The sequence below is a fragment of the Aquamicrobium terrae genome, assembly GCF_052978165.1.
On sequence record NZ_JBRKLZ010000001.1, the window covers coordinates 2,316,576 to 2,337,772 of the forward strand.

Genomic DNA, 21,197 nt, shown 5'->3' on the forward strand with positions numbered 1-21,197 from the left:
GCGGCGGTCTGGCGCGGTGCTTGGCAACGGATATCCATATACCCCTGTCCTCCCTGCCAAAAAGATACCAAAAAAATACCACTTGTCCATAAGGATTAACGCTTTCCTGCGAGCGGGCAACGCACTTCCTAAAATGCATTTGTTTTTAAAAGGATTTTAAAAGTATGTGACGCTGCGTCAGAGCGTGGAAATTAACGCTTGGATATTGGTATTTAAGTGGTATTGTATGGCTTGGAGGACCGGACGTGGATTTCATTCTCGGCATCGATGGCGGCGGGACGAGTTGCAGGGCAGCACTTGCCATGCCCGACGGCCGGGTACTTGCGCGCGCCAGTTCCGGCGCGGCCAATATCCGCACCGACCTGACCAATGCCCGCACCCATATCGTTGAGGCGGCGCAACGGGCTTTCACCGAGGCCGGCCATGACCCCGGGCTGGTGGCACGCACCCCGGCCGTGCTGGGGCTTGCCGGCGCCAATGTCGGCACCTATCGCCAGCAATTGCAGGCCATATTGCCGTTCCGGGAAAGCCGGGTGGAAAGCGACGCAGAGATCGCGCTGGAGGGTGCGGTCGGCTCCGGCGACGGCGCCATCGCCGTGCTCGGCACCGGCAGTGCCTACCGCGTGCGCCGGGGCGGCGTATCGCGCCCCATCGGCGGCTGGGGGTTCCAGGTGGGCGATCAGGCAAGCGGCGCCCGCATCGGCCGCGACCTGCTGGAGCAGACCCTGCTCGCCTATGACGGCATCTGCGAGGCCTCGCCGCTGACGCGCGAGATCATGGCCGTCTTCCGCGACAATCCCGAGGATGTGGTCGAGTTCACCGTGGCCGCCAAGCCCGGCGACTATGGCGGTTTCGCGCCCAAGGTGTTCGAGCATGCGGCGCAAGGCGATGCCGTGGCGCGCCATATCGTTTCCAAGGCGATCGCCGATGTCGAGGCGGCGCTCGGTGCCTTGGATTTGTGCGACGGCGATGTGCTGTGCCTGCTCGGCGGCCTTGCCGGGCTCTACGCGCCGCTGCTGGCGCCGCGCTACCGCGCGCTGCTCGGCCAGCCGCAGGGCGATGCGCTGAGCGGCGCGGTGCGCATGGCGGCGCGCTTCTTCGGCACCGCGGCGGCGGAGGCTGTCGATGGCTGACGCGGCCGAGACCCTGTTCGCCGATCTCAAGCGCAGCGCGCGCGGGCAGCCGCTCTATCTGCGTCTGCGCCGGGTCATCGAGGATGCCGTCGACGGCGGCCTGCTGGGGCCGGGCGATGCCTTGCCTTCGGAGCGCGACATCGCCTTGCAGGCCGATATCTCGCGCGTCACCGTGCGCAAGGCGGTCAGCGATCTGGTCAAGAGCGGGGTGCTCGTCCAGCGCCACGGCTCCGGCACCTTCGTGGCGCCGCGCGTCGAGCGCGTCGAGCAGTCGCTGTCGCGGCTCACCTCCTTCACCGAGGACATGGCGCGGCGCGGCAAGACCGTGCGCTCGCAATGGCTGGATCGTGGCGTGTTCGCGCCTTCGCCGGACGAGATGATGGTGCTCGGCCTTTCGGCCAAGGAACTGGTGGTGCGCATGGCCCGCCTGCGCATCGCCGACGGCACGCCGCTGGCCATCGAGCGCGCCTGCCTTTCGGCCAGCATGCTGCCCGACCCCGAGCGCATCGGCTCCTCGCTCTATGCGGCGCTGGAGGAGACAGGCTATCGCCCGGTGCGCGCCGTGCAGCGCATCTCGGCCGCCAACCTGACCGGCCAGGACGCCGAACTGCTCGAAGTGCCGCCCGGTTCCGCCGGCCTGCGCATCGAGCGCATTTCCTATCTCGCCAGCGGCAGGGTGGTGGAGTTCACCCGCTCGATCTACCGGGGCGATGCCTATGATTTCGTGGCCGAACTGCGCCTGAGCGGCCCCGCGGAGAATGACGGAGCAAGTGCATGACGATGGCCAAGACCCATATGCGAACCGAGGTTGAGGAGATTCCGCAGGCCGTGGCCCGCTTTCTCGACGGGGCGGCCGACGTGCTCAAGGAGGTGGGGCAGGACCTGCGCCGCTTCGATCCGGCTTTCGTCGTCACCGTGGCGCGCGGCTCGTCCGATCATGCCGCCACCTTCCTCAAATATGCGGTCGAACTGACCGCCGGCCTCGCGGTCGCCTCGGTCGGGCCCTCGGTCGCCTCGATCTATGGCGCGCGGCTGCGCCTGAAGGGGGCGGCCTGCGTGGCCGTGTCGCAATCGGGCAAGAGCCCCGACATCGTCTCCATGGCCGAAAGCGCCAAGGAGCAGGGGGCGCTCACCATCGCGCTCACCAACACGGCCGGCTCGCCGCTGGCGCGCGCCAGCGACCATGCCATCGACATCATGGCCGGACCGGAGCTCAGCGTCGCCGCCACCAAGACCTTCGTCAACTCGGCCGTCGCCGGGCTGGCGCTGATGGCGCATTCCACCGGCGACGAGCCGTTGCTTGCCGCGCTGCGGGACCTGCCCTTCTGCCTCGAGCGGGCGGTGGCCTGCGATTGGAACGAACTGATCGCGCCCTTCGACAAGCAGCCCTCGCTGTTCATTCTGGGGCGCGGCCCCGCGCTCGCCATGGCCGGCGAGGCCGCCTTGAAATTCAAGGAGACCTGCGGCGTCCACGCCGAGGCCTACAGCGCCGCCGAGGTCATGCACGGGCCGATGGCGCTGGTCGGCCCCGGCTTCCCGGTGCTGGCGCTGGTCGCCCGCGATGCCGCCGAGCCGTCGCTGGTCGAGGCCGCCGATGCCCTGGCCGCCAAGCAGGCGGCGGCCTTCGCGACGAGCGATAAGGTGAAGCAGGCCGCCCGCCTGCCTTTCGCCGCCACCGGTCATCCGCTGACCGATCCGCTGCCGCTGATCGTGTCCTTCTATGCATTCGTCGAGGCTTTCGCCCGGCATCGGGGCCTCAACCCGGACAAGCCCCGCAACCTGCGCAAGGTGACGGAGACGATATGAGCGAGCGCTTCGCCCTTTCGGGGGCCAGGATATTCGACGGCGAGGCATGGCACGAGGATGCCGCCCTGATCGTGGCCAATGGCGAGATCGAGGCGATCCTGCCGGCTGGCGCCGTTCCCGCCGAGGTGAAGCAGGTGGAGGCCGGCGGCGCCATGCTGGTGCCGGGCTTCATCGACCTTCAGGTCAACGGCGGCGGCGGGGTGATGCTCAACGACCATCCCGATCTCGCCTCCATCGAAACCATCTGCGCCGCGCACGCGCCTTTCGGCACCACGGCCCTTTTGCCGACGCTGATCACCGACACGCCCGAAATCACGGCCAGCGCCGTGGAGGCCGGCAGGCAGGCGGCGGAGAAGCGGGTTCCCGGCTTCCTCGGCTTGCATCTGGAGGGCCCGCACCTGTCGCTCGCCCGCAAGGGCGCGCACGATCCGGACCTGATCCGCACGATGACCGATGCCGACCTCGAGGCATTGGTGGCGGCTGCCGATGAGATGCCGGTGCTGCTCACCACGGTGGCCCCGGAATCGGTCAGTGCCGAACAGGTCGAGACGCTAGTGCGCGCCGGCGTGATCGTCAGCCTCGGCCATTCCGACACCGCTTATGCGAATGTCGCCGCCTACGCGCAGGCCGGCGCCAGCATGGTCACGCATTTGTTCAACGCCATGAGCCCCCTGGGCAGCCGCGAACCGGGGCTTGCCGGCGCCGCGATCGATACCGGCACCTTGTTTGCGGGATTGATCGCCGACGGCATCCATGTCGACCCGGCCACGATGGGCATTGCGCTCCGGGCCAAGCGCGGCCCGGCGAAGATTTTCCTCGTCACCGACGCGATGGCGCCCATCGGCACCCCCATGACGTCGTTCACCCTGAACGGCCGCACCATTTTCCGCAAGGAGGGCAGCCTGCGGCTGGCCGACGGGACGCTGGCCGGCGCCGATCTCGACATGATCTCGGCGGTGCGCTTCATGCATCGCACCATCGGCCTCGAGCTCGGCGAGGCGCTGCGCATGGCCTCGCTCTACCCGGCCGAGGCGGTGGGCCAGTCGAACCGGCTCGGAAGGCTGGCCAGGGGGGCGCGCGCCAATATCGTCGCCCTGTCGGGCGATCTCGAAATCGGGTCGGTCTGGATCGACGGGGTGCGGGCGTTCAGGGCCTGAACCGGTCAGCCGCGCGCCGCATCCGCGGCCTGGCGGATCGCCTCGATATTGGCGCGGTAGGCGTCGACCGTGCCGCCCTTGAACACGGCGGCTCCCGCCACCAGCACATCGGCGCCCGCCGCGGCCACCAGCGGCGCGGTTTCGGGCGTGACGCCGCCGTCGATCTGGATATGGATCGGCCTGTCGCCGATCATCGCCTTGACGCGCTTCACCTTCTCGACCACGGCCGGGATGAAGGCCTGCCCGCCGAAGCCGGGGTTGACCGTCATCAAAAGGATCAGGTCCAGCCGGTCGAGCACATATTCGATAGTGCTTTCGGGCGTGCCGGGGTTGAGCGAGACGCCGGCCTTCTTGCCGAGATTGCGGATGGTCTGCAACGAGCGGTCGAGATGCGGGCCGGCCTCGGCATGGACGGTGATGCCGTCGCAGCCGGCCTCGGCGAAGGCGGCCAGATAGGGGTCGACCGGCGCGATCATCAGGTGGGCGTCGAAATAGGCGTCGGTGCGGTTGCGGATCGCCTTGATGATCGGCGCCCCGAAGGTGATGTTGGGCACGAAATGGCCGTCCATGACATCGAGATGCACCCAGTCTGCGCCGGCCTCGACAATGGCTTCGACCTCGTCGCCGAGCCTTGAGAAATCCGACGACAGAACCGACGGTGCGATCAGGGTTCCTGCGCTCATCCTTGCACTCCTGCCTTTCGATGCCGTGCCTGTGGCGTGAGGCCTGCCTATAGCATCGGATAAGAAACGGGAAACCGCTTTTTGGATTTATCCTGTGCTTGTCCCGGTCATTTGCCGGGGACAGCCCACACATTGCCAGAATCGTGCCATAAGCCAGCCGTGAATCATATTCCGGAGGCAGGATTGAACAGGGCGGTCACAACGATCCGGGTTTGTGTCGCCGGGGCCGGCATCATGCTCGCGGGGTGCGGCAACTCCCTGACCGAACGTCAGGATCAGGCGGTCGCCTCGGCCTTGCCCTATGACAGCGTGGCTTGCGATCAGCTCTTCGCCCGGCGCGATGCGCTGGCCATGCAATATGGACTGCCGCTGGATGCCAAGCCCGTCTTCATGCGGCAGCCTTACGGCATGGGGCCGCTGACGCCCGATATCCGCCCCGAACGCCGCCGCCAGGCAGAAGCGGCGCGCGGCGAGATCGACGCCATGAACCGCTCCCTCACCCGCCGCAAATGCGCCGAGGAAACCGGCCGGATGGCAGCACAGGAACCGACGGCCCAGTAGTCGCTACTTCAGTAGCCGGCAGTGCGGTCGATCAGGTTTTCCAGCTCCTCGCCCCGCTCGTAAGCCTCCATCTGCTTCAGCATGACCGGCACCAGATGGTCGGGGTCGGAGGTCGCGGCCACATGCGGGGTGATGAACACCCTGGGATGGTTCCACAGCGGGCTGGTCTTCGGCAGCGGCTCGATCTCGAACACGTCGAGACTCGCTTCCTTGAGGGTGCCGTCGTCGAGGGCGCGCAATATGTCGGCCTCCTTCTGCAACCGGCCCCGCCCGCCATTGATCAGCACGGCGCCGCCCAGCGCGTTGCGCTTCCGCAACTGCTTGAGAAGGGTGTAGTCGATGATGCCGGTCGTGGCCGGCGTCAGCGGCAGCAGCACCACCAATATGTCGGTCGCGTTGAGGAAGGGCACCAGTCCGGCCTCGCCGGAGAAGGTGGAGACGCCTTCCATTTCACGGGCCGAGCGTGACCAGCCGTTGACCTGGAAGCCGAGCGCCAGAAGGGCGCGGGCGGCGGCGCGGCCGAGATGGCCGAAACCCATGATGCCGACCGAAACGTCCTCGGCCGGGCGCTGCGTCAGGTCGTGCCAGGCGCGCTGGCGCTGCTGCTCGCGATATTGCCGGCCCTGCCGGTGATGGTCGAGCACCCGCCAGACGACGAATTCCACCATATGCCGGGTGAGGTCCTCGGCCACCACCCGCACCACCGGTATGCCGGTGGGGATGGTCTTGTCCTCGATGATGTGGTCGACGCCGGCACCGACCGAGAAGATCACCTTGAGGTTCGGCAGCCCCGCCAGCAGGTTCGGCTTCTGCTTCCACACCACCGCATAGGAAATCGACGGATCGTTCGGTCCCTCGGGTTCCAGCACCACCTCCCGCTTGCCGGAAAGCAGTTCGTACCAGCGTTGCGGATGGAACATGTTGACCGCAAGCAGGATGCGGTCTTGGCCAGGCGCGGACATTTCTTTCTCCTTTCGGGCCGGGGCGTTCCCGCTTGCTCAACTCGCGAAAATGCCCCGGATTTTTCATTTTGACGCAATTCCGGGCGCAAAACCGCGCCCTTGCCGGAACTGCCCTATTCGGAAACGACGCCCTGCGGGGCGGTCTCGATCCGGAACGCGGCCGATATCAGGGCGCGTGTGTAATCGGTCTCGGGCGCTTCGAAGATCTGCGCCGAGGGGCCGGCCTCGACGATCCTGCCGTTGCGCATGACGATAACCTCGTTGGCGAGCGCGCGCACCACCTTCAGGTCATGGCTGATGAACAGATAGGCAAGGTTGTGTTTGGCCTGCAGGTCGCGCAACAGGTCCACGACCTGGGCCTGCACGCTCATGTCGAGCGCCGAGGTCGGCTCGTCGAGCATGACGAAGCGCGGCTTCAGCACCATGGCGCGGGCAATGGCGATGCGCTGGCGCTGGCCGCCGGAGAATTCGTGCGGATAGCGGAAGCGGGTGGCGGGATCGAGGCCGACCTCGGCCAGCACATCGACCACGCGCTGGTCGCGCTCGTCCATCGAGAGCTTCGGCTCGTGGATCTTCAGCCCTTCCTCGATGATTTCCGCCACCGACATGCGCGGGCTGAGCGAACCGTAGGGGTCCTGGAACACGATCTGCAGTTCGCGCCGCAGCGGCCGCATCTCGTTGAAGGACAGCGCATCGATATCGCGGCCGGCGAAGCGGATTTTGCCGGTGGACGAGATCATGCGGGCCAGCGCCAGGCCGAGCGTGGTCTTGCCGGACCCGGATTCGCCGACGATGCCCAGCGTCTGGCCTTCCCGGACGGTGATGTCGATGCCGTCCACCGCCTTCACATGGTCGACGGTCTTGCGGAAGAAACCCTGCTTGATCGGGAACCAGACCTTCACGGCCTCGCCGTGCATCACCGGCCTGGCCTGCGGATCGGCGGCGGGGGGCCTGCCCTTGGGCTCGGCGGCGAGCAGGTGGCGCGTATAGTCGTGCTGCGGGTTGGCGAAGATATCCTTCGTCACCCCGGTCTCCACCACCTTGCCCTTGGTCATCACGCACACCCGGTCGGCGATCTTGCGCACGATGCCGAGGTCATGGGTGATGAACAGCATAGACATGCCGTTCTTGGTCTTGAGCGTGTCCAGCAATTCGAGGATCTGGGCCTGCACCGTCACGTCGAGCGCCGTGGTCGGCTCGTCGGCGATCAGCAGTTCCGGCTCGTTGGCGAGCGCCATGGCGATCATGACGCGCTGGCGCTGGCCGCCCGAAAGCTGGTGCGGATAGGCGGAAAGGCGCTTTTCCGGGTCGCGGATGCCGACCTCGTTGAGCAGGTCCAGCGTGCGCTTGCGCGCCTGGCTGTCACCCATGCCACGATGCAGCTTCAGCACCTCGACGATCTGCTGCTCGATCGTGTGCAGCGGGTTGAGCGAGGTCATCGGCTCCTGGAAGATCATGGTGATCTTGTTGCCGCGCACCTTGCGCAACTCGTTCTCGCCGAGCCGTATCAGGTCCTTTCCGCCGAACAGGATTTCTCCCGACGGATGGCTGGCCGGCGGATAGGGCAGCAACTTCAGCACCGACAGCGCCGAGACGGATTTGCCCGAGCCCGATTCGCCGACCAGCGCCAGCGTTTCGCCCTTGGCGATGTCGAACGACACATGGTCGACGGCGAGCGAGGTCTGGCCGCCTTGCGAAAAGGCCACCGAAAGGTCGCGGACGGAAAGCAGGGGAGAGGTCAAAGGACGGCCTCGATATCGGTGTGGCGGAAGTCATCGCCCTTGAACAGCAACGGTTCGCCGCGGGCCTTGGCGAGTGCATAGGCGAAGCAATCCCCGAGATTGAGCCGCGCCTCGTGGTTGCCCTTGCCGTAGCGCCGGTAGGCCTCGCGGGCGAGGTGGGCTTGCTCTGGCGTGATCCTGGCGATCTCGACCGAAGCGAGCCTCAGCAACTCATCCAGCTTTCGGGACTTGGATGCGGACTTCAACTGGTCGATGCGAACCGAGGCCTCGAGGAAATTCACTGGCGACATGGCCGGCGGGGTCAACGAGGCCGCCAGTGCGTCCTCCATTTCCCTGCCTTCTGGTTCCTCGAAGAGAATGGCCAAAATAGCCGATGCATCCACGATCAATTGGGTAGCCCCCATTCATCGTACAGATCAGAATGATCACTGGTGACGCCTTCAGGAACTGGCCCGAAGCTTTCGACAAGTTGCCTTATCTTGCGTTTGCGCTCCGCCACATCGCGTTCCCGGTGCAGGCGCCTGAGTTCAGCTTCGAGAGCTTGCTCAACGGCTGCCGTCATGCTCTGCCCGGTTTCCTGCGCGAGCTGCCGGGCAAGTCTTTGCGCCTTCTCACTCTTGATGTTCATGCCCATGACGGTCTCCAAGGTAGAAATGGAGAGAAATTATACCATGGCTTGCCGATCACCGGAACGTCTTCCTCGGGTCGAAGGCGTCGCGGGTGGCTTCGCCGATGAAGATCAGCAGGGAAAGCATGATCGACAGGGTGACGAATCCGGTGATGCCCAGCCAGGGCGCGTTGAGGTAGCGCTGGCCCTGCTTGAGCATTTCACCCAGCGAGGCCGAGCCCGGCGGCAGGCCGAAGCCGAGGAAGTCGAGCGAGGTGAGCGTCGAGATCGAGCCGTTGAGGATGAAGGGCAGGAAGGTCAGCGTCGCCACCATGGCGTTGGGCAGAAGATGGCGGAACATGATGGTGCGGTTGGGCACGCCGAGCGCGCGCGCCGCGTTCACATATTCGAAGTTGCGCGCCCGCAGGAACTCGGCGCGCACCACGCCGACGAACGCCACCCATGAGAACAGCAGCATCAGGCCGAGCAGGATGAAGAAGCCGGGCGGCAGCACCGCCGCCACGATCAGCAGCAAATAGAGCACGGGGATCGCCGACCAGATTTCGATGAAGCGCTGGAACAGGAGGTCCACCCAGCCGCCGAAATAGCCCTGCACGGCGCCGGCCGAGACGCCGATGACGGCCGAGCCCAGCGTCAGGATCAGCCCGAACAGCACCGACACGCGGAAACCGTAGATGACGCGCGCCAGCACGTCGCGGGCCTGGTCGTCGGTGCCCAGCCAGTTCCAGTTGCCGAGGATGCAGTCGGGATCGGCCTCGCCTTGCGGATATTGCGCGCAGCGCGTGGCCGCATCGTAGCGCCACGAGGGCTTGGCCGGCGCCGCCTGCGGCACGGCGTTGTTGACGGTACGGTAGGAGTAGCGGATCGGCGGCCAGATCATCCAGCCATTGGCCTCGATCTCGTCGCGGATCACCGGGTCGCGATAGTCGGTGACGGCATAGAAGCCCCCGAATTTTTCTTCCGGATAGGCGACGATGACGGGGAAGAGGATCTCGCCCTTGTAGGAGGCGATGATCGGCTTGTCGTTGGCGATGAACTCGGCAAACAGCGAGGCGACGAACAGGACGAGGAAAATCCACAACGACCAGTAGCCGCGCCGGTTGGCCTTGAAGTTGGCCCAGCGCCGCTGGTTCAGCGGCGACAGCCACGGCCGCCGGCGCTTGGGCGCGCCGGCCTGTGCGCCGCTCTCCACAACCGCGTCCGCCATCACACGTCCCTCCGCTCGAAGTCGATGCGGGGATCGATCCAGGTATAGGTGAGGTCGGAGATGAGGCTGACGAACAGGCCGATCAGCGAGAAGATGTAGAGGTTGGCGAACACCACCGGATAGTCGCGGTCGACCACCGACTTGAAGCCGAGCAGGCCGAGCCCGTCGAGAGAGAAGATGTTCTCGATCAGCAGCGAGCCGGTGAAGAAGGCTGAGATGAAGGCGCCGGGAAAGCCGGCGATGACGATCAGCATGGCGTTGCGGAACACATGGCCGTAGAGCACGCGATGCTCGGACAGGCCCTTGGCGCGGGCCGTCACCACATATTGCTTGCGGATTTCATCGAGGAAGGAGTTCTTGGTCAGCAGCGTGGTGGTGGCGAAGGCCGATAGCACCATGGCCGTCAGCGGCAGCGCCAGGTGCCAGAAATAGTCGATGATGCGGTCCGGCCATGACATCTGCGACCAGTTATCGGATGTGAGGCCGCGCAGCGGGAACCAGTCATAGAAGGAGCCGCCGGCGAACAGCACCATCAGAAGGATGGCGAACAGGAAGCCGGGGATCGCATAGCCGATGATGACGATGCCGCTGGTCCAGGTGTCGAAGGCCGAGCCGTCCTTGACCGCCTTGCGGATGCCGAGCGGGATCGAGATCAGATAGGAGATCAGCGTGATCCACAGGCCGAGCGAGATCGACACCGGCATCTTCTCGAGGATAAGGTCGACCACCGAGATGTCGCGGAAATAGCTGTCGCCGAAGTCGAAGCGGGCATAGTTCCACAGCATCAGCCCGAAGCGCTCGAGCGGCGGCTTGTCGAAGCCGAACTGCTTCTCGAGCTTGGCGATGAATTCGGGGTCGAGGCCCTGCGCACCGCGATATCTGGTCGAGGCGCCGCCGCCGCCCGCCTCGAAGCCGCCCGCGCCGCCGAGGTCGCTGCCGCCGCCGGCGCCGAGCCGGTCGCTGGCATCGCCGCCCTGGCCGGTCAGGCGCGCGATGACCTGCTCCACCGGGCCGCCGGGCGCGAACTGGATGACGACGAAGGAGATCGCCATGATGCCGAAGAGGGTCGGGATCATCAGCAGCAGGCGGCGTAGGATATAGGCACCCATCAGGCGCTTCTCCCTCTTCTTGAACCGTCAGCCCTTGCCAATCTTCGCCGCCTTCTCGTGCTCGAACCACCACAGCGTCTCGATCGGGAAGCCGTAGTCGGGCTTGGGCTCCTTGAAGCCGAACATGTCCCAATAGGCGACCCGGTGATTCGCCAGATAATATGTTGGAATCCAGTCGAGCCTTGCGCGCAAGACCCGGTCGAGGGCGCGAAGCGCCGTGACCAGCTCGTCGCGGCTTTGCGCGCGGCCCGCCGCCTCCACCAGCGCATCGACCGCCGGGCTCTTCGTGCCCGGATAGTTGCGCGTGCCCGGCCGGTCGGCGGCGCGCGAATGGTAGAGCCCTTCCAGGGCCGAAAAGGCCGGCGTGGCGCCGATCAGCATCGCCATAAGCATCATGTCGAAGTCGAAATCGTTCTGGCGCGCCTGATATTGCGCCGAATCCACCACTCGCACCGAGGCGTCGATGCCGATGGATTTCATGTTTTCCGCCCAGGGCAGGAAGATGCGCGCCAGGGAATCGTCATTGGCCAGCATCTCGGCCTTCAGCGTCTGGCCCTTGTCGTTGGCCAGCAGCCGGCCGGACCGTTTCCAGCCTGCCTCGCCGAGCAGCTTCGCCGCTTGTCCCAGCATCTTGCGGTCGCGGCCGGAGGCGTCGGAAACGGGCTGCATCGCCGGTTCGCCGAAGGTTTCGGGCGGAAGTTCGTCACGGAACGGCTCCAGCAGCGCCAGTTCCTGCGCGGAGGGCGGGCCCGCCGCCTTGAAGTCGGACTTCTCGAAATTGGATTGGGAGCGGTCGTAGGAACCCGAAAACAGCGTGCGTTTCGTCCATTCGAAATCGAAGCACATGGCGATGGCGCGCCGCACGCGGACGTCGCGGAACTGCTCGCGGCGCTGGTTGAGCGCCATAGCCTGCATGGCAGGCCACTTTTCGCCGGCAAACTCGTGCTTCACGACGCGGCCGTCGGCAATGGCGGGGAAGTTGTATTCCGAAACCCAGGTGCGCGCCGTGAATTCCTCGCGGAAATAGGTGTCGCCCTTCTTGAAGGCCTCGAAGGCGGCGTTGCGATCGCGATAGAAGTCGATGCGGATGCGGTCGAAATTGTATTGGCCGCGATTGACGGGCAGGTCGCGACCCCAATAGTCGGCCACCCGTTCGTATTCGATGAACTGGCCGGCCGCCACGCGGCCCACCTTGTAGGGGCCGGAGCCGAGCGGCGGGGCCATGCGGCCGGTGTCGAATTCGTTCTGCGTGTAGTAGTTCCTGGAGACGATCGGCATGCCGGTTACGGTCAGGATGGTCTGGGCCGATTGCTTGCCGGAAAAGGTGAGCCTCACGGTGTGTGTGTCGACCGCCTCGGCGGCGGTCAGTTCCGCCAGCGTCAGCGCCAGTTGCGGATGGCCTTTCTCCTTGTAGAGCATCAGCGTGAAGGCGATGTCCTCGGCCGTCAGCGGCGTGGCGTCATGCCAGCGCGCTTCCGGTCGCAGCGCGAAATCGAAGCTGTTGCGGTCGTCGGAAATGGTGACGCTCTCGGCCAGCAGGCCGTAGAGGGCGTCGGGCTCGTCCAGCGCGCGCGCCATCAGCGCGTCGAAGCACAGTTCCATGCGCGGCGGGGCGTCGCCGCGCAGGGTGAAGGAATTGAGCGTGTTGAAGGTAAAGGGGCTCTGGTTGTAGGCCCAGTTCGGCGGCGGGAAATTGAAGGTGCCGCCCTTCGGCGCATCGGCATTGACATAGTCGAAATGCGGAAAATCGGGCGGATATTTCAGGTCGCCGAACGCCGACAGCCCATGCAGCTTCGTTCCCGTCGGGCTGTCGGCGAAGGCGTGCCGGGGCAACAGCGCCGTGGCCGTCGCCGCGGCGCCGAGCGCGAGGAAATCGCGGCGGGGAAGGGCGGCCATCAATTGGCGCTCTGGTACTTGGCGGCCAGCGCCTTTTCCTTTTCCGGGTCGACCCACCAGGATTCGATATCGGCGCCGATATAGTCGGGCTGCTTGTCCGGCATGCCGAACTTGTTCCAGTAGGCCAGCCACAGGTTCGGTCGCGTGAACTGCGGCACGACGTAGTAGCTCCACAACAGCACCCGGTCGAGGGCATGCGTGGCGGCGATCAGGTCGTCGCGGTCGGTTGCGAAGATGACGCGGTTGACCAGCTCGTCGATCACCGGATCCTTGATGCCGGCCGTGTTGCGGGAGCCGGGCGTGTCGGCCGCGCGCGTGCTCCAGTAATCGCGCTGCTCGTTGCCGGGCGACTGCGACTGCGGCAGCACCTGAACGATCACATCGAAGTCGAAATCGTTGACCCGGTTGAGATACTGGCTGGTGTCGACGACCCGCAGGGTCACCGTCACGCCGATCTTGCGCAGCATCTCGATGAACGGATTGAGGGTCGGCCCCGAATCCTGGCTGGAATCGAGGATCTCAAAGCTGAACGGCTGGCCGGTCTCGACATTGGTCATGCGGCCGTTGCGGATTTCCCAGCCCGCTTCCTTGAACAGCGCCACCGCGTCGCGCAGGATCTTGCGCTCCGCCTGCGGATTGTCGAAGCGCGGCAGGGCAAATTCCTTCGTGAATACTTCCGGCGGCAGCTTGTCGCGATAATTTTCGAGGATTTCCAGCTCCTTGCCCTGGGGCAGGCCGCTGGAGGCGAAGTCGCTGCCCATGAAGTAGCTGGTGATGCGCGTGTTCAGCCCGAAGGACTGGGTGCGGTTCACCGTGTCGAAATCATAGGCGTAGGAAAGCGCCTGGCGCACGCGCCGGTCCTGGAAGATCGGGCGGCGGGTGTTCAGGATGAAGCCCTGCATATGTGCGCGGGCGTTCGACACGAACTCCTTCTTGATCACGTCGCCGGTCTTCACGGCGGGGAAATCATAGGCGGTCATCCAGCGGCGGCCGCTGTTTTCGGCGTTGATGTCCTCGAAGCCGCCCTTGGTGAAGGCCTGCCACGCGGCGTTGGAATCGAGGAAGTAGCGATAGCGGCGGGTGTCGAAATTCTCGCGGCCGATCTTCACCGGCAGTTTCGCGCCCCAATAGTCGGGCACGCGCTCCCAGATGATTTCCTGCCCCGGCCTGAAGCTCTTGATGCGATAGGCGGCGGAGCCGAGCGGCGGCTCCAGCGTTGGCCGGGTGATGTCGCGCTTGTTGCCCTTGGCGTCGGTGCCTTCCCACCAGTGCTTGGGCAGCACGGCGAGGTCGCCCATGATCTTGGGCAGCTCGCGGTTGCCCTTCTGGTCGAAGCGGAACTCGACCTCCCGCTCCCCCACCTTCACCGCTTCGGTGACGTTCTCGTAGTAGCGGTTGTACATCGGGCTGTTGGCCTTCAGCGTCTGGAAGGACCAGATCACGTCCTCGACGGTGATCGGCTGGCCGTCGTGCCAGCGCGCATTCGGGTCGAGCCGGTAGGTGGCCGAGGAATAGTCGTCCGGGAACTTGTAGGCTTCGGCCACCAGCGCATGGCTGACGCTGCCCTCGTCGGTCGCCTGCTCCATCAGCGTGTCATAGAGCAGCCCGCCGCCGAACGGGGCGAGGCCGGCGGCCGGCGTGCCCTGCACGATATAGGGGTTGAAGCTGTCGAAAGTGCCCTGCACCGTCGAATTCAGGATGCCGCCCTTGGGGGCGTCGGGATTAACATAGTCGTAGCGCTCGAAATTCTCGCCATATTTGGAGCCGCCGATGAGCGAGGAGGAAGTGTGCCATTCCTGGGCCTGCCCGGCGCCGACCCCGAGCGTCAGCACGGCGGTGGCAAGGAACGTGGTCATCGATGCCCTGATATGGTGAAAGCTCATCCCAATCCTTTCGCGACATGCCGGTGCGGCACTGTAATGGATTCCCCTGACGAGGGAATCGGATTGTGGCGATAATGCCGCGCCCGCCGTACAGTAGCAAAAAAGCCGGGCAGAACCCGGCTTTTTCAAGGATTTTCGGATTACGATTTCGTTATTCGGCCGGCTGCTCTGCGGGCTGGCCTTCCGGAGCCGGCGTGCCCTCGCTGGGCGCAGCCTCTTCGGCCGGCGCCTGCTCGGCGGGCGCGGCTTCAGCCGGGGCCTGTTCAGCGGGCGCTGCCTCGGTCGGAGCCTGTTCGGCCGGAGCCGGTTCGGCAGGTGCTGCCTCGGCCGGCGCGGCATCGGCGGGGGCAGCTTCTTCGGCCGCGCCTTCGGGGGCGGCGCCCGCCTCGGGCAGCGGCACCGGGCTGTCGGCCTGCTCGCGCATATAGGCGATCAGGTTGGCGCGCTCGTCATCCTTCTTGAGGCCGGCGAAGCCCATGGCCGTGCCCTTCACGAAGCCCTTGGGCGAGGTGAGGAAGTGGTTGAGGTTCTCGAAGGTCCACTTCTCCTGGCCGCCCTTGGCGAATTCCTTCATGGCGCCGGAATAGGAGAAGCCCTCATGCGAGGCCACGGGACGGTCGACGATGGCCCACAGGTCCGGACCGACCTTGTTGGGGCCGCCCTTCTCGATCGAATGGCAGGCGGCGCACTTCTTGAACACGGCCTCACCGGCACCGGCGTCGGCGCTGGCCAGCAGATCGGCGATCGGGGTTTCCTCGGCTGCAGCACCGCCTGCCGCGCCGCCGGCATCGGCCTCGGCGGCCTCGATGGCGAAGCCCGGCGTCTCGGGAGCGTGGGTGGCAAACAGCGAATTGGAAACGATGCCGACCGAGAAAACGACGAAAACAGTTCCGAGCAAGCCGCCCAGGACCTTGTTGACCTCGAATGAATCCATACGCCCCAGGCTCCCTTTTCCGGCGGACCTCGCGTCCTCCGTCCGTCGGTAGTGCACGCACCGCCCCGAAAAGGCAGGGCGGCCAAATCGCGCGGAAACTAGGTCTTTTGCTCCGCTCTTGCAACACCTATAAGAGCGCTTCCAGTGAGACTTTTTGACACTTTATCACCAGTCCTTTCGCTCCATATGTCCACACTTGTCCTCATCCCGGCCCGCATGGCCTCCACCCGCCTGCCCGGCAAACCGCTGGCCGACATAGCCGGCGCACCGATGATCGTGCATGTGGCGCGCCGCGCCGCCGAAACGCGCCTTGGCCGGGTGGTGGTGGCGACCGACACCGCCGAAATCGCCGACGCCGTGAAGGCGCACGGCTTCGAGGCGGTGATGACGCGGGCGGACCACGAGTCCGGCTCCGACCGCATCTTCGAGGCGCTGACGCTGCTCGATCCGGGCCGCGAGGTCGAGACGGTCGTCAACATCCAGGGCGACCTGCCGACGCTCGACCCCGGCATCGTCGCCGCCGCGCTGCGCCCGTTCGAGGACGGCCGGGTCGACATCGCCACGCTCGGCGTCGAGATCGTGCGCGAGGAGGAAAAGACCAACCCCGCCGTCGTCAAGATCGTCGGCTCGCTGGTATCGCCCGCGCGCCTGCGCGCGCTCTATTTCACCCGGGCCACCGCGCCGTGGGGCGAGGGGCCGCTCTATCATCATGTCGGGCTCTACGCCTATCGCCGCGCCGCGCTGGAGCGCTTCGTGGCGCTCGGTCCCTCGCCGCTCGAACAGCGCGAGAAGCTCGAGCAGTTGCGCGCGCTGGAAGCCGGCATGCGCATCGACGTCGAGATCGTGAAGTCGGTTCCGCTGGGCGTCGACACGCCCGAGGACCTCGAGCGCGCCAGAACCATTCTTTCCAGCTAAGTACTTTCCAGAACATACGGGGCCGGCCATGCCAGAAAAGACGAACAAGATTGCTTTCCAGGGCGAGCCGGGCGCCAATTCCGACACCGCCTGCCGCAACGTCCATCCGGCGATGGAGCCGCTGCCGTGCCCGACCTTCGAGGATGCGTTCAACGCGGTCGAAACCGGCAAGGCGGACCTTGCCATGATCCCAATCGAGAACACCATCGCCGGCCGGGTGGCGGATATCCACTACCTGCTGCCGGAATCGAAGCTGCACATCGTCGGCGAATATTTCCTGCCGATCCACTTCCAGCTCATGGTGCTGCCGGGCGTGGCGCGCAGCGAGATCAAGACGGTCCACAGCCACATCCATGCGCTCGGCCAGTGCCGCAAGTTCATTCGCAAGAACGGCTGGAAGCCGATGGTGGCGGGCGACACGGCGGGCGCGGCCAAGCTGGTGGCGGAAAAGGGCGAGCGCAGCATGGCCGCCTTGGCCCCCTCGCTGGCCGCCGAACTCTACGGGCTCGACATTCTGGAAGAGAATGTCGAGGACACCGAGCGCAACATCACCCGCTTCGTCATCCTGTCCAAGGGCAAGGACTGGGCCGAGCGTGCCGGCAACGCGGCGCGCATGATGACCACCTTCGTGTTCAAGGTCCGCAACGTGCCGGCTGCGCTCTACAAGGCGATGGGCGGCTTCGCCACCAACGGCGTCAACATGACCAAGCTGGAGAGCTACCAGCTCAACGGCGGGTTCACCGCCACCCAGTTCTACGCGGACATCGAGGGCCATCCGGACGATCCGCATGTCGCGCGGGCGCTGGAGGAGCTGCGCTTCTTCTCGCGCGAGGTGCGCATCCTCGGCGTCTACGAGGCCGATCACTATCGCGACGCGGCCGGTTCCGCCTACTGACGCTTATGCCGCGGCGTCCGCCCACGCCCTGATCAGGTGATGGGCGATGGCGCCCTGCGGCGGCACGACGAGCTGCTGCGGGTGCTGGCGGGCCAGCATGGCGCGCACCTCCTCGCGGCCGAACCAGCGGCAATCCTCCAGTTCGTTGGCGTCGGTGGTGATGTCGTGGTTGAGCGGCTCGCCATAGCAGCCGATCATCAGCGAATGCGGGAACGGCCACGGCTGGCTGGCGCGGTAGACGACGCGGCCGAGCCGGATGCCGGCCTCCTCGAAGGTTTCGCGCCGCACCGCGTCCTCTATCGTCTCGCCAGGCTCGATGAAACCGGCCAGTGCCGAATACATGCCGGGCGCGAAATGGCGGCCGCGCCCCATCAGGCATTTTTCCGGCGTGACGGTGAGCATGATCGCCACCGGGTCGGTGCGCGGAAAATGGTCGGTCCCGCAAGCCGGGCAATGGCGCCGGTAGCCGCCGGCGCGAATCCCGGTCTTCTGGCCGCAGCGGCCGCAGAAGCCGTGCGAGCGGTTCCAGGCCAGCAAGGCGGAAGCCTGCGCCAGCGCGCCGATCTCGGCCTCGCCGATCAGGCCCTGCACATAGACGGTGCGGTGCTCCAGCATCTCCAGCCCGTCGAGCGGGTGCTCGGGATCGAGCCCGGCATGAAGGGCCAGCGCCGGCCCGTGGTCCGCAAGGCCGAGCAGGATGGCGGCTGCCGGATCGAAGCCGAGGCCCGCGCAGTCCGCGACCGTGAACCAGGGGTCGAAGCGCTCGCCGTCCGGTTTCAGCAGGATGCGCCCGCCGCCCAGCACCATGAGCCGCGCGGCGGGGTCGGTCAGTGCCTTCTCCACGCAGTCGTCTGGCCGTCGCTCGGACTGGCGGTCGATGCGGTTGCCGGCAAAGCCGACGAACTGGCTCGGTTCGCGCAGGGGTGCATCGAAGAAGGGGAAGCTCATCGGCGGGCTGGTCCGAAAACTGGCAGGCGAGCGCTTATAGCGCCGCCTTCACCTTTTCGGCAAACCGGCGCAGTTCCTCCGGCCGATAGGGTTCGCGCACGCCGTGCCCCCATACGGGGCCGGGCCATGCCGGGTCGTCCTCCCTGCGGGCGACGATATGGACGTGAAGCTGGCGCACGATATTGCCCAGCGCGCCCGTGTTGATCTTGGTGCAGTCGGTGACGCGCTTCAGCGCCTGCGCCACCATGTTGGTCTCGAAGGTGAGCATGGCCTGGTCGAGTGGCGCCATGTCGTGGATTTCCTCGGCCTCCGGGCGCTGCGGGACGAGCACCAGCCACGGCCAGCGGCGGTCGTTCATGACCCTCAGCTCGCACAGGCCGAGCCACATCAGCGGTTCGCTGTCCGCTTCGAGGCGGGCGTCGAGCGAAAAACCGGCCTTGAGCCCGGGCAGCATGGCGTCTCCCTTGAACCGGCGAAGCCGGGCATTGTGAACTGTGAGCGGTATTGTCGCCTATCCGGATCGAAACGGTAGTGCGAGGCGCTTTTCGCTGCAAGCGATTCCGCTCTTTAGCTATCATCGAATTTCGACTCGCCCTTGCATTTCGCGGTCGAATTGCCGATATGGACAGCGGGAGGTTGGTGGTGGACGGTCCACTCGCCAACCGGGTCAGGTCCGGAAGGAAGCAGCCCTAACGAGCCCGGAACGGGTCATTGTTCCAGCCTCCCGCCTTTCTTCGCCATCTTCGCGTTCATGACGGCATGCTCATTGACTGTGTCGGGGCGTGCGGGCGAAACTGGCTTTGCAGACGGCCGCTTCCGGTCGCGGTCCCCTGATGCTGGCTTGGAGCAGTGCTGATCGATGAACGACGCCGGAACCAGCGACGCAGGCGCTTTCGCAGCCGGGCAGGCGCCCGGGGCCTACCGGGTTCTCGCCCGCAAATACCGTCCTTCCGATTTTTCCCAGCTCATCGGCCAGGAGCCGATGGTGCGCACCCTCACCAACGCCTTCTCTTCCGGGCGCATCGCCCAAGCCTGGATGCTGACCGGCGTGCGCGGCGTCGGCAAGACGACCACCGCGCGCATCCTCGCCCGCGCCCTCAACTACCGCACGCCTGAGGTCGACCAGCCGAGCATCGACCTGTCGGTGCCCGGCGAGCACTGCCAGGCGATCATGGAGGGGCGCCATGTCGACGTGATCGAGATGGACGCCGCCTCCCACACCGGCATCGACGACATCCGCGACATCATCGACCGGGTGCGCTACGCGCCGGTGTCGGCCCGCTACAAGGTCTACATCATCGACGAGGTGCACATGCTGTCCACGCAGGCCTTCAACGGCCTGCTGAAGACGCTGGAGGAGCCGCCGCCGCATGTGAAGTTCATCTTCGCCACCACCGAGATCCGCAAGGTGCCGATCACGGTGCTGTCGCGCTGCCAGCGCTTCGACCTCAGGCGCATCGATGCCGGCCTGCTCGTGAACCATCTGGGGGCCATCGCCGCCAGGGAAGGCATCTCCATCGACGACGAGGCGCTGGCCATGATCGCGCGCGCGGCCGAGGGCTCGGCGCGCGATTCGCTGTCGATCCTCGACCAGGCCATCGCCCATAGTGGTGGGGCAGCGGGCGGCGGCGCGGTCACCGCCGAGGCGGTGCGTGCCATGCTGGGTCTCGCCGACCGCGGCCGCATCATCGACCTGTTCGAGCATCTCATGAAGGGCGACATCGCGGCCGCGCTGGCCGAATTCCGCGCCCAGTACGATACCGGCGCCGATCCGGCCGCCGTGCTCACCGATCTTGCCGAGTTCAACCATCTGGTCACCCGCCTGCGCTTTGTGCCGGACGCGGCCGAGGACGCATCGCTCTCCGAGGCCGAGCGCCGGCGCGGCGTCGAGTTCGCCGCCGCCCTTTCGGTCAAGGTGCTGTCGCGCACCTGGCAGATGCTGCTCAAGGGCATTCCCGAAGTGCAAAGCTCGAACCGTCCGGTCAGCGCGGCCGAGATGGTGCTGATCCGCATCGCCCACGCGGCCGACCTGCCGACGCTGGACGAGGCGCTGAAGTCGCTGGATGGCCAGCCGGCTCCCACGCCACGCGCCCCGGCTCCGCAGCCGCGCCCGGCGCCGGTCGAGGCCGGAAACGGCGCGCCGGCAAGTGCCATGGCCCAGCCGGCGATGCCTTCCGTCATGCCGTCGTCCTCGGGCGGCGCGCAGACCATGCGGCTGGTCCAGGCCGCACCTGAACCGGTTTCCTTCACGCCGCCGCAGCCGGAACCGGAAGCGGTCCCGTCCCAGGTTTCGATCAAGTCGCTCGACGACATCGTGGCTCTGGCCGACAGCCATCGCGACGGGCTGTTCAAGGCGTTGGTAAGGCGGTGCGTGCGCCCGGTTCGCATCGAGCCGGGCCATGTCGAGGTCAGCCTGACCGAGGAAGCGCCGCGCACCCTGCTCAACGACCTCACCGTCAAGCTGAAGCAGTGGACGGGGCGGCACTGGGTGGTGTCGTTGTCCAAGGAGGAGGGCGGCCAGACGCTGGCTGAGATGGAATCGGTCCGGCGCGAGACGGCGCTGCTCGACGCCCGCAGCGATCCGGCCGTAGCGGCGATTCTCGCCCGCTTCCCTGGCGCGAAGATCATTGATGTGCGCATTCCCGACGCCCTGCAGGCGGAATCGGCGGATGAGGACACGCTGCCCGAACCGGAAGCCGACGAAGAAGATTGAACCAGTCCAGCCGGAACAACGCCGA

The 21,197-nt window shown here is 66.1% G+C and carries 20 protein-coding genes and 1 other RNA gene; 9 read left to right on the forward strand and 12 right to left on the reverse strand.

The window, feature by feature from the left end; all coding sequences use genetic code 11:
* Positions 1–245: 245 nt before the first annotated feature.
* The 4 genes from ACVCNR_RS11510 to nagA are packed head-to-tail and all read left to right on the forward strand — an operon-like array spanning position 246 to position 4,096.
* Positions 246–1,133, forward strand: a complete 888-nt coding sequence (locus ACVCNR_RS11510) for a glucosamine kinase nucleotide-binding domain-containing protein (RefSeq protein WP_447074894.1) — start codon at positions 246–248, stop codon at positions 1,131–1,133.
* Positions 1,126–1,911 (forward strand): GntR family transcriptional regulator, encoded by a 786-nt coding sequence (locus ACVCNR_RS11515; RefSeq protein WP_447074895.1) that lies wholly within the window; start codon positions 1,126–1,128, stop codon positions 1,909–1,911. Before ACVCNR_RS11510 ends, ACVCNR_RS11515 begins: the two co-directional genes overlap by 8 nt.
* Positions 1,908–2,939: an SIS domain-containing protein gene (locus ACVCNR_RS11520; protein ID WP_447074896.1), complete on the forward strand. Its 1,032-nt coding sequence runs from the start codon at positions 1,908–1,910 to the stop codon at positions 2,937–2,939. The genes ACVCNR_RS11515 and ACVCNR_RS11520 overlap by 4 nt, the downstream gene beginning before the upstream one ends.
* Positions 2,936–4,096 carry an N-acetylglucosamine-6-phosphate deacetylase gene (gene nagA / locus ACVCNR_RS11525; protein ID WP_447074898.1) on the forward strand — a complete coding sequence of 387 codons (1,161 nt, stop codon included), beginning with the start codon at positions 2,936–2,938 and terminating at the stop codon, positions 4,094–4,096. Before ACVCNR_RS11520 ends, nagA begins: the two co-directional genes overlap by 4 nt.
* A 5-nt stretch (positions 4,097–4,101) precedes the next feature.
* Here the strand turns inward: nagA and rpe are convergent, their stop codons facing one another.
* On the reverse strand, positions 4,102–4,779 hold the full coding sequence (gene rpe / locus ACVCNR_RS11530) for a ribulose-phosphate 3-epimerase (protein ID WP_447074899.1): 678 nt from the start codon (positions 4,777–4,779) through the stop codon (positions 4,102–4,104).
* A gap of 183 nt (positions 4,780–4,962) precedes the next feature.
* Between rpe and ACVCNR_RS11535 the strand changes: the two genes are divergently transcribed.
* The gene (locus tag ACVCNR_RS11535) at positions 4,963–5,340 is read left to right on the forward strand and encodes a hypothetical protein (RefSeq protein WP_447074900.1); all 378 of its coding nucleotides are present in this window, start codon (positions 4,963–4,965) and stop codon (positions 5,338–5,340) included.
* An 8-nt stretch (positions 5,341–5,348) separates the two neighbouring features.
* Here ACVCNR_RS11535 and ACVCNR_RS11540 read toward each other — a convergent pair whose 3' ends face one another.
* The 9 genes from ACVCNR_RS11540 to ACVCNR_RS11580 form a co-directional block, all read right to left on the reverse strand.
* Positions 5,349–6,302 carry a 2-hydroxyacid dehydrogenase gene (locus ACVCNR_RS11540; RefSeq protein WP_447074901.1) on the reverse strand — a complete coding sequence of 318 codons (954 nt, stop codon included), beginning with the start codon at positions 6,300–6,302 and terminating at the stop codon, positions 5,349–5,351.
* Positions 6,303–6,415: 113 nt separating this feature from the next.
* On the reverse strand, positions 6,416–8,044 hold the full coding sequence (locus ACVCNR_RS11545; RefSeq protein ID WP_447074903.1) for an ABC transporter ATP-binding protein: 1,629 nt from the start codon (positions 8,042–8,044) through the stop codon (positions 6,416–6,418).
* Positions 8,041–8,448, reverse strand: a complete 408-nt coding sequence (locus ACVCNR_RS11550; protein WP_354194613.1) for a type II toxin-antitoxin system VapC family toxin — start codon at positions 8,446–8,448, stop codon at positions 8,041–8,043. Before ACVCNR_RS11550 ends, ACVCNR_RS11545 begins: the two co-directional genes overlap by 4 nt.
* Complete coding sequence (locus ACVCNR_RS11555; protein WP_447074905.1) at positions 8,430–8,678, reverse strand: type II toxin-antitoxin system VapB family antitoxin; 249 nt, start codon at positions 8,676–8,678, stop codon at positions 8,430–8,432. Before ACVCNR_RS11555 ends, ACVCNR_RS11550 begins: the two co-directional genes overlap by 19 nt.
* A 49-nt stretch (positions 8,679–8,727) precedes the next feature.
* On the reverse strand, positions 8,728–9,879 hold the full coding sequence (locus tag ACVCNR_RS11560; RefSeq protein ID WP_354194617.1) for an ABC transporter permease: 1,152 nt from the start codon (positions 9,877–9,879) through the stop codon (positions 8,728–8,730).
* A complete protein-coding gene (locus ACVCNR_RS11565; protein ID WP_354194619.1) occupies positions 9,879–10,988 on the reverse strand; it encodes a microcin C ABC transporter permease YejB in 1,110 nt (369 codons plus the stop codon). The genes ACVCNR_RS11560 and ACVCNR_RS11565 overlap by 1 nt, the downstream gene beginning before the upstream one ends.
* Positions 10,989–11,015: 27 nt before the next feature.
* The gene (locus ACVCNR_RS11570) at positions 11,016–12,884 is read right to left on the reverse strand and encodes an extracellular solute-binding protein (RefSeq protein WP_447074907.1); all 1,869 of its coding nucleotides are present in this window, start codon (positions 12,882–12,884) and stop codon (positions 11,016–11,018) included.
* Positions 12,884–14,740: an extracellular solute-binding protein gene (locus ACVCNR_RS11575; protein WP_447074908.1), complete on the reverse strand. Its 1,857-nt coding sequence runs from the start codon at positions 14,738–14,740 to the stop codon at positions 12,884–12,886. Before ACVCNR_RS11575 ends, ACVCNR_RS11570 begins: the two co-directional genes overlap by 1 nt.
* Before the next feature lie 178 nt (positions 14,741–14,918).
* Positions 14,919–15,701: a c-type cytochrome gene (locus tag ACVCNR_RS11580; protein WP_447074909.1), complete on the reverse strand. Its 783-nt coding sequence runs from the start codon at positions 15,699–15,701 to the stop codon at positions 14,919–14,921.
* A 186-nt stretch (positions 15,702–15,887) separates the two neighbouring features.
* Here ACVCNR_RS11580 and ACVCNR_RS11585 point away from each other — a divergent pair, with 186 nt between their 5' ends.
* Together ACVCNR_RS11585 and ACVCNR_RS11590 are read left to right on the forward strand one after the other, a co-directional pair.
* Positions 15,888–16,616 (forward strand): 3-deoxy-manno-octulosonate cytidylyltransferase, encoded by a 729-nt coding sequence (locus ACVCNR_RS11585; protein ID WP_447074910.1) that lies wholly within the window; start codon positions 15,888–15,890, stop codon positions 16,614–16,616.
* Between the two features lie 28 nt (positions 16,617–16,644).
* The gene (locus ACVCNR_RS11590) at positions 16,645–17,511 is read left to right on the forward strand and encodes a prephenate dehydratase (RefSeq protein WP_447074911.1); all 867 of its coding nucleotides are present in this window, start codon (positions 16,645–16,647) and stop codon (positions 17,509–17,511) included.
* A gap of 3 nt (positions 17,512–17,514) precedes the next feature.
* Here ACVCNR_RS11590 and nudC read toward each other — a convergent pair whose 3' ends face one another.
* Positions 17,515–18,459, reverse strand: coding sequence for an NAD(+) diphosphatase (nudC, locus tag ACVCNR_RS11595; protein ID WP_447074912.1), 945 nt, complete (start codon positions 18,457–18,459; stop codon positions 17,515–17,517).
* Between the two features lie 34 nt (positions 18,460–18,493).
* Positions 18,494–18,913, reverse strand: coding sequence for an HIT family protein (locus tag ACVCNR_RS11600; RefSeq protein ID WP_354194631.1), 420 nt, complete (start codon positions 18,911–18,913; stop codon positions 18,494–18,496).
* 177 nt (positions 18,914–19,090) lie between these two features.
* Between ACVCNR_RS11600 and ffs the strand changes: the two genes are divergently transcribed.
* Together ffs and ACVCNR_RS11610 are read left to right on the forward strand one after the other, a co-directional pair.
* Positions 19,091–19,187, forward strand: an RNA gene (ffs, locus tag ACVCNR_RS11605) — signal recognition particle sRNA small type.
* Between the two features lie 131 nt (positions 19,188–19,318).
* On the forward strand, positions 19,319–21,172 hold the full coding sequence (locus tag ACVCNR_RS11610; protein WP_447074914.1) for a DNA polymerase III subunit gamma/tau: 1,854 nt from the start codon (positions 19,319–19,321) through the stop codon (positions 21,170–21,172).
* The last annotated feature ends 25 nt before the right edge of the window (positions 21,173–21,197 follow it).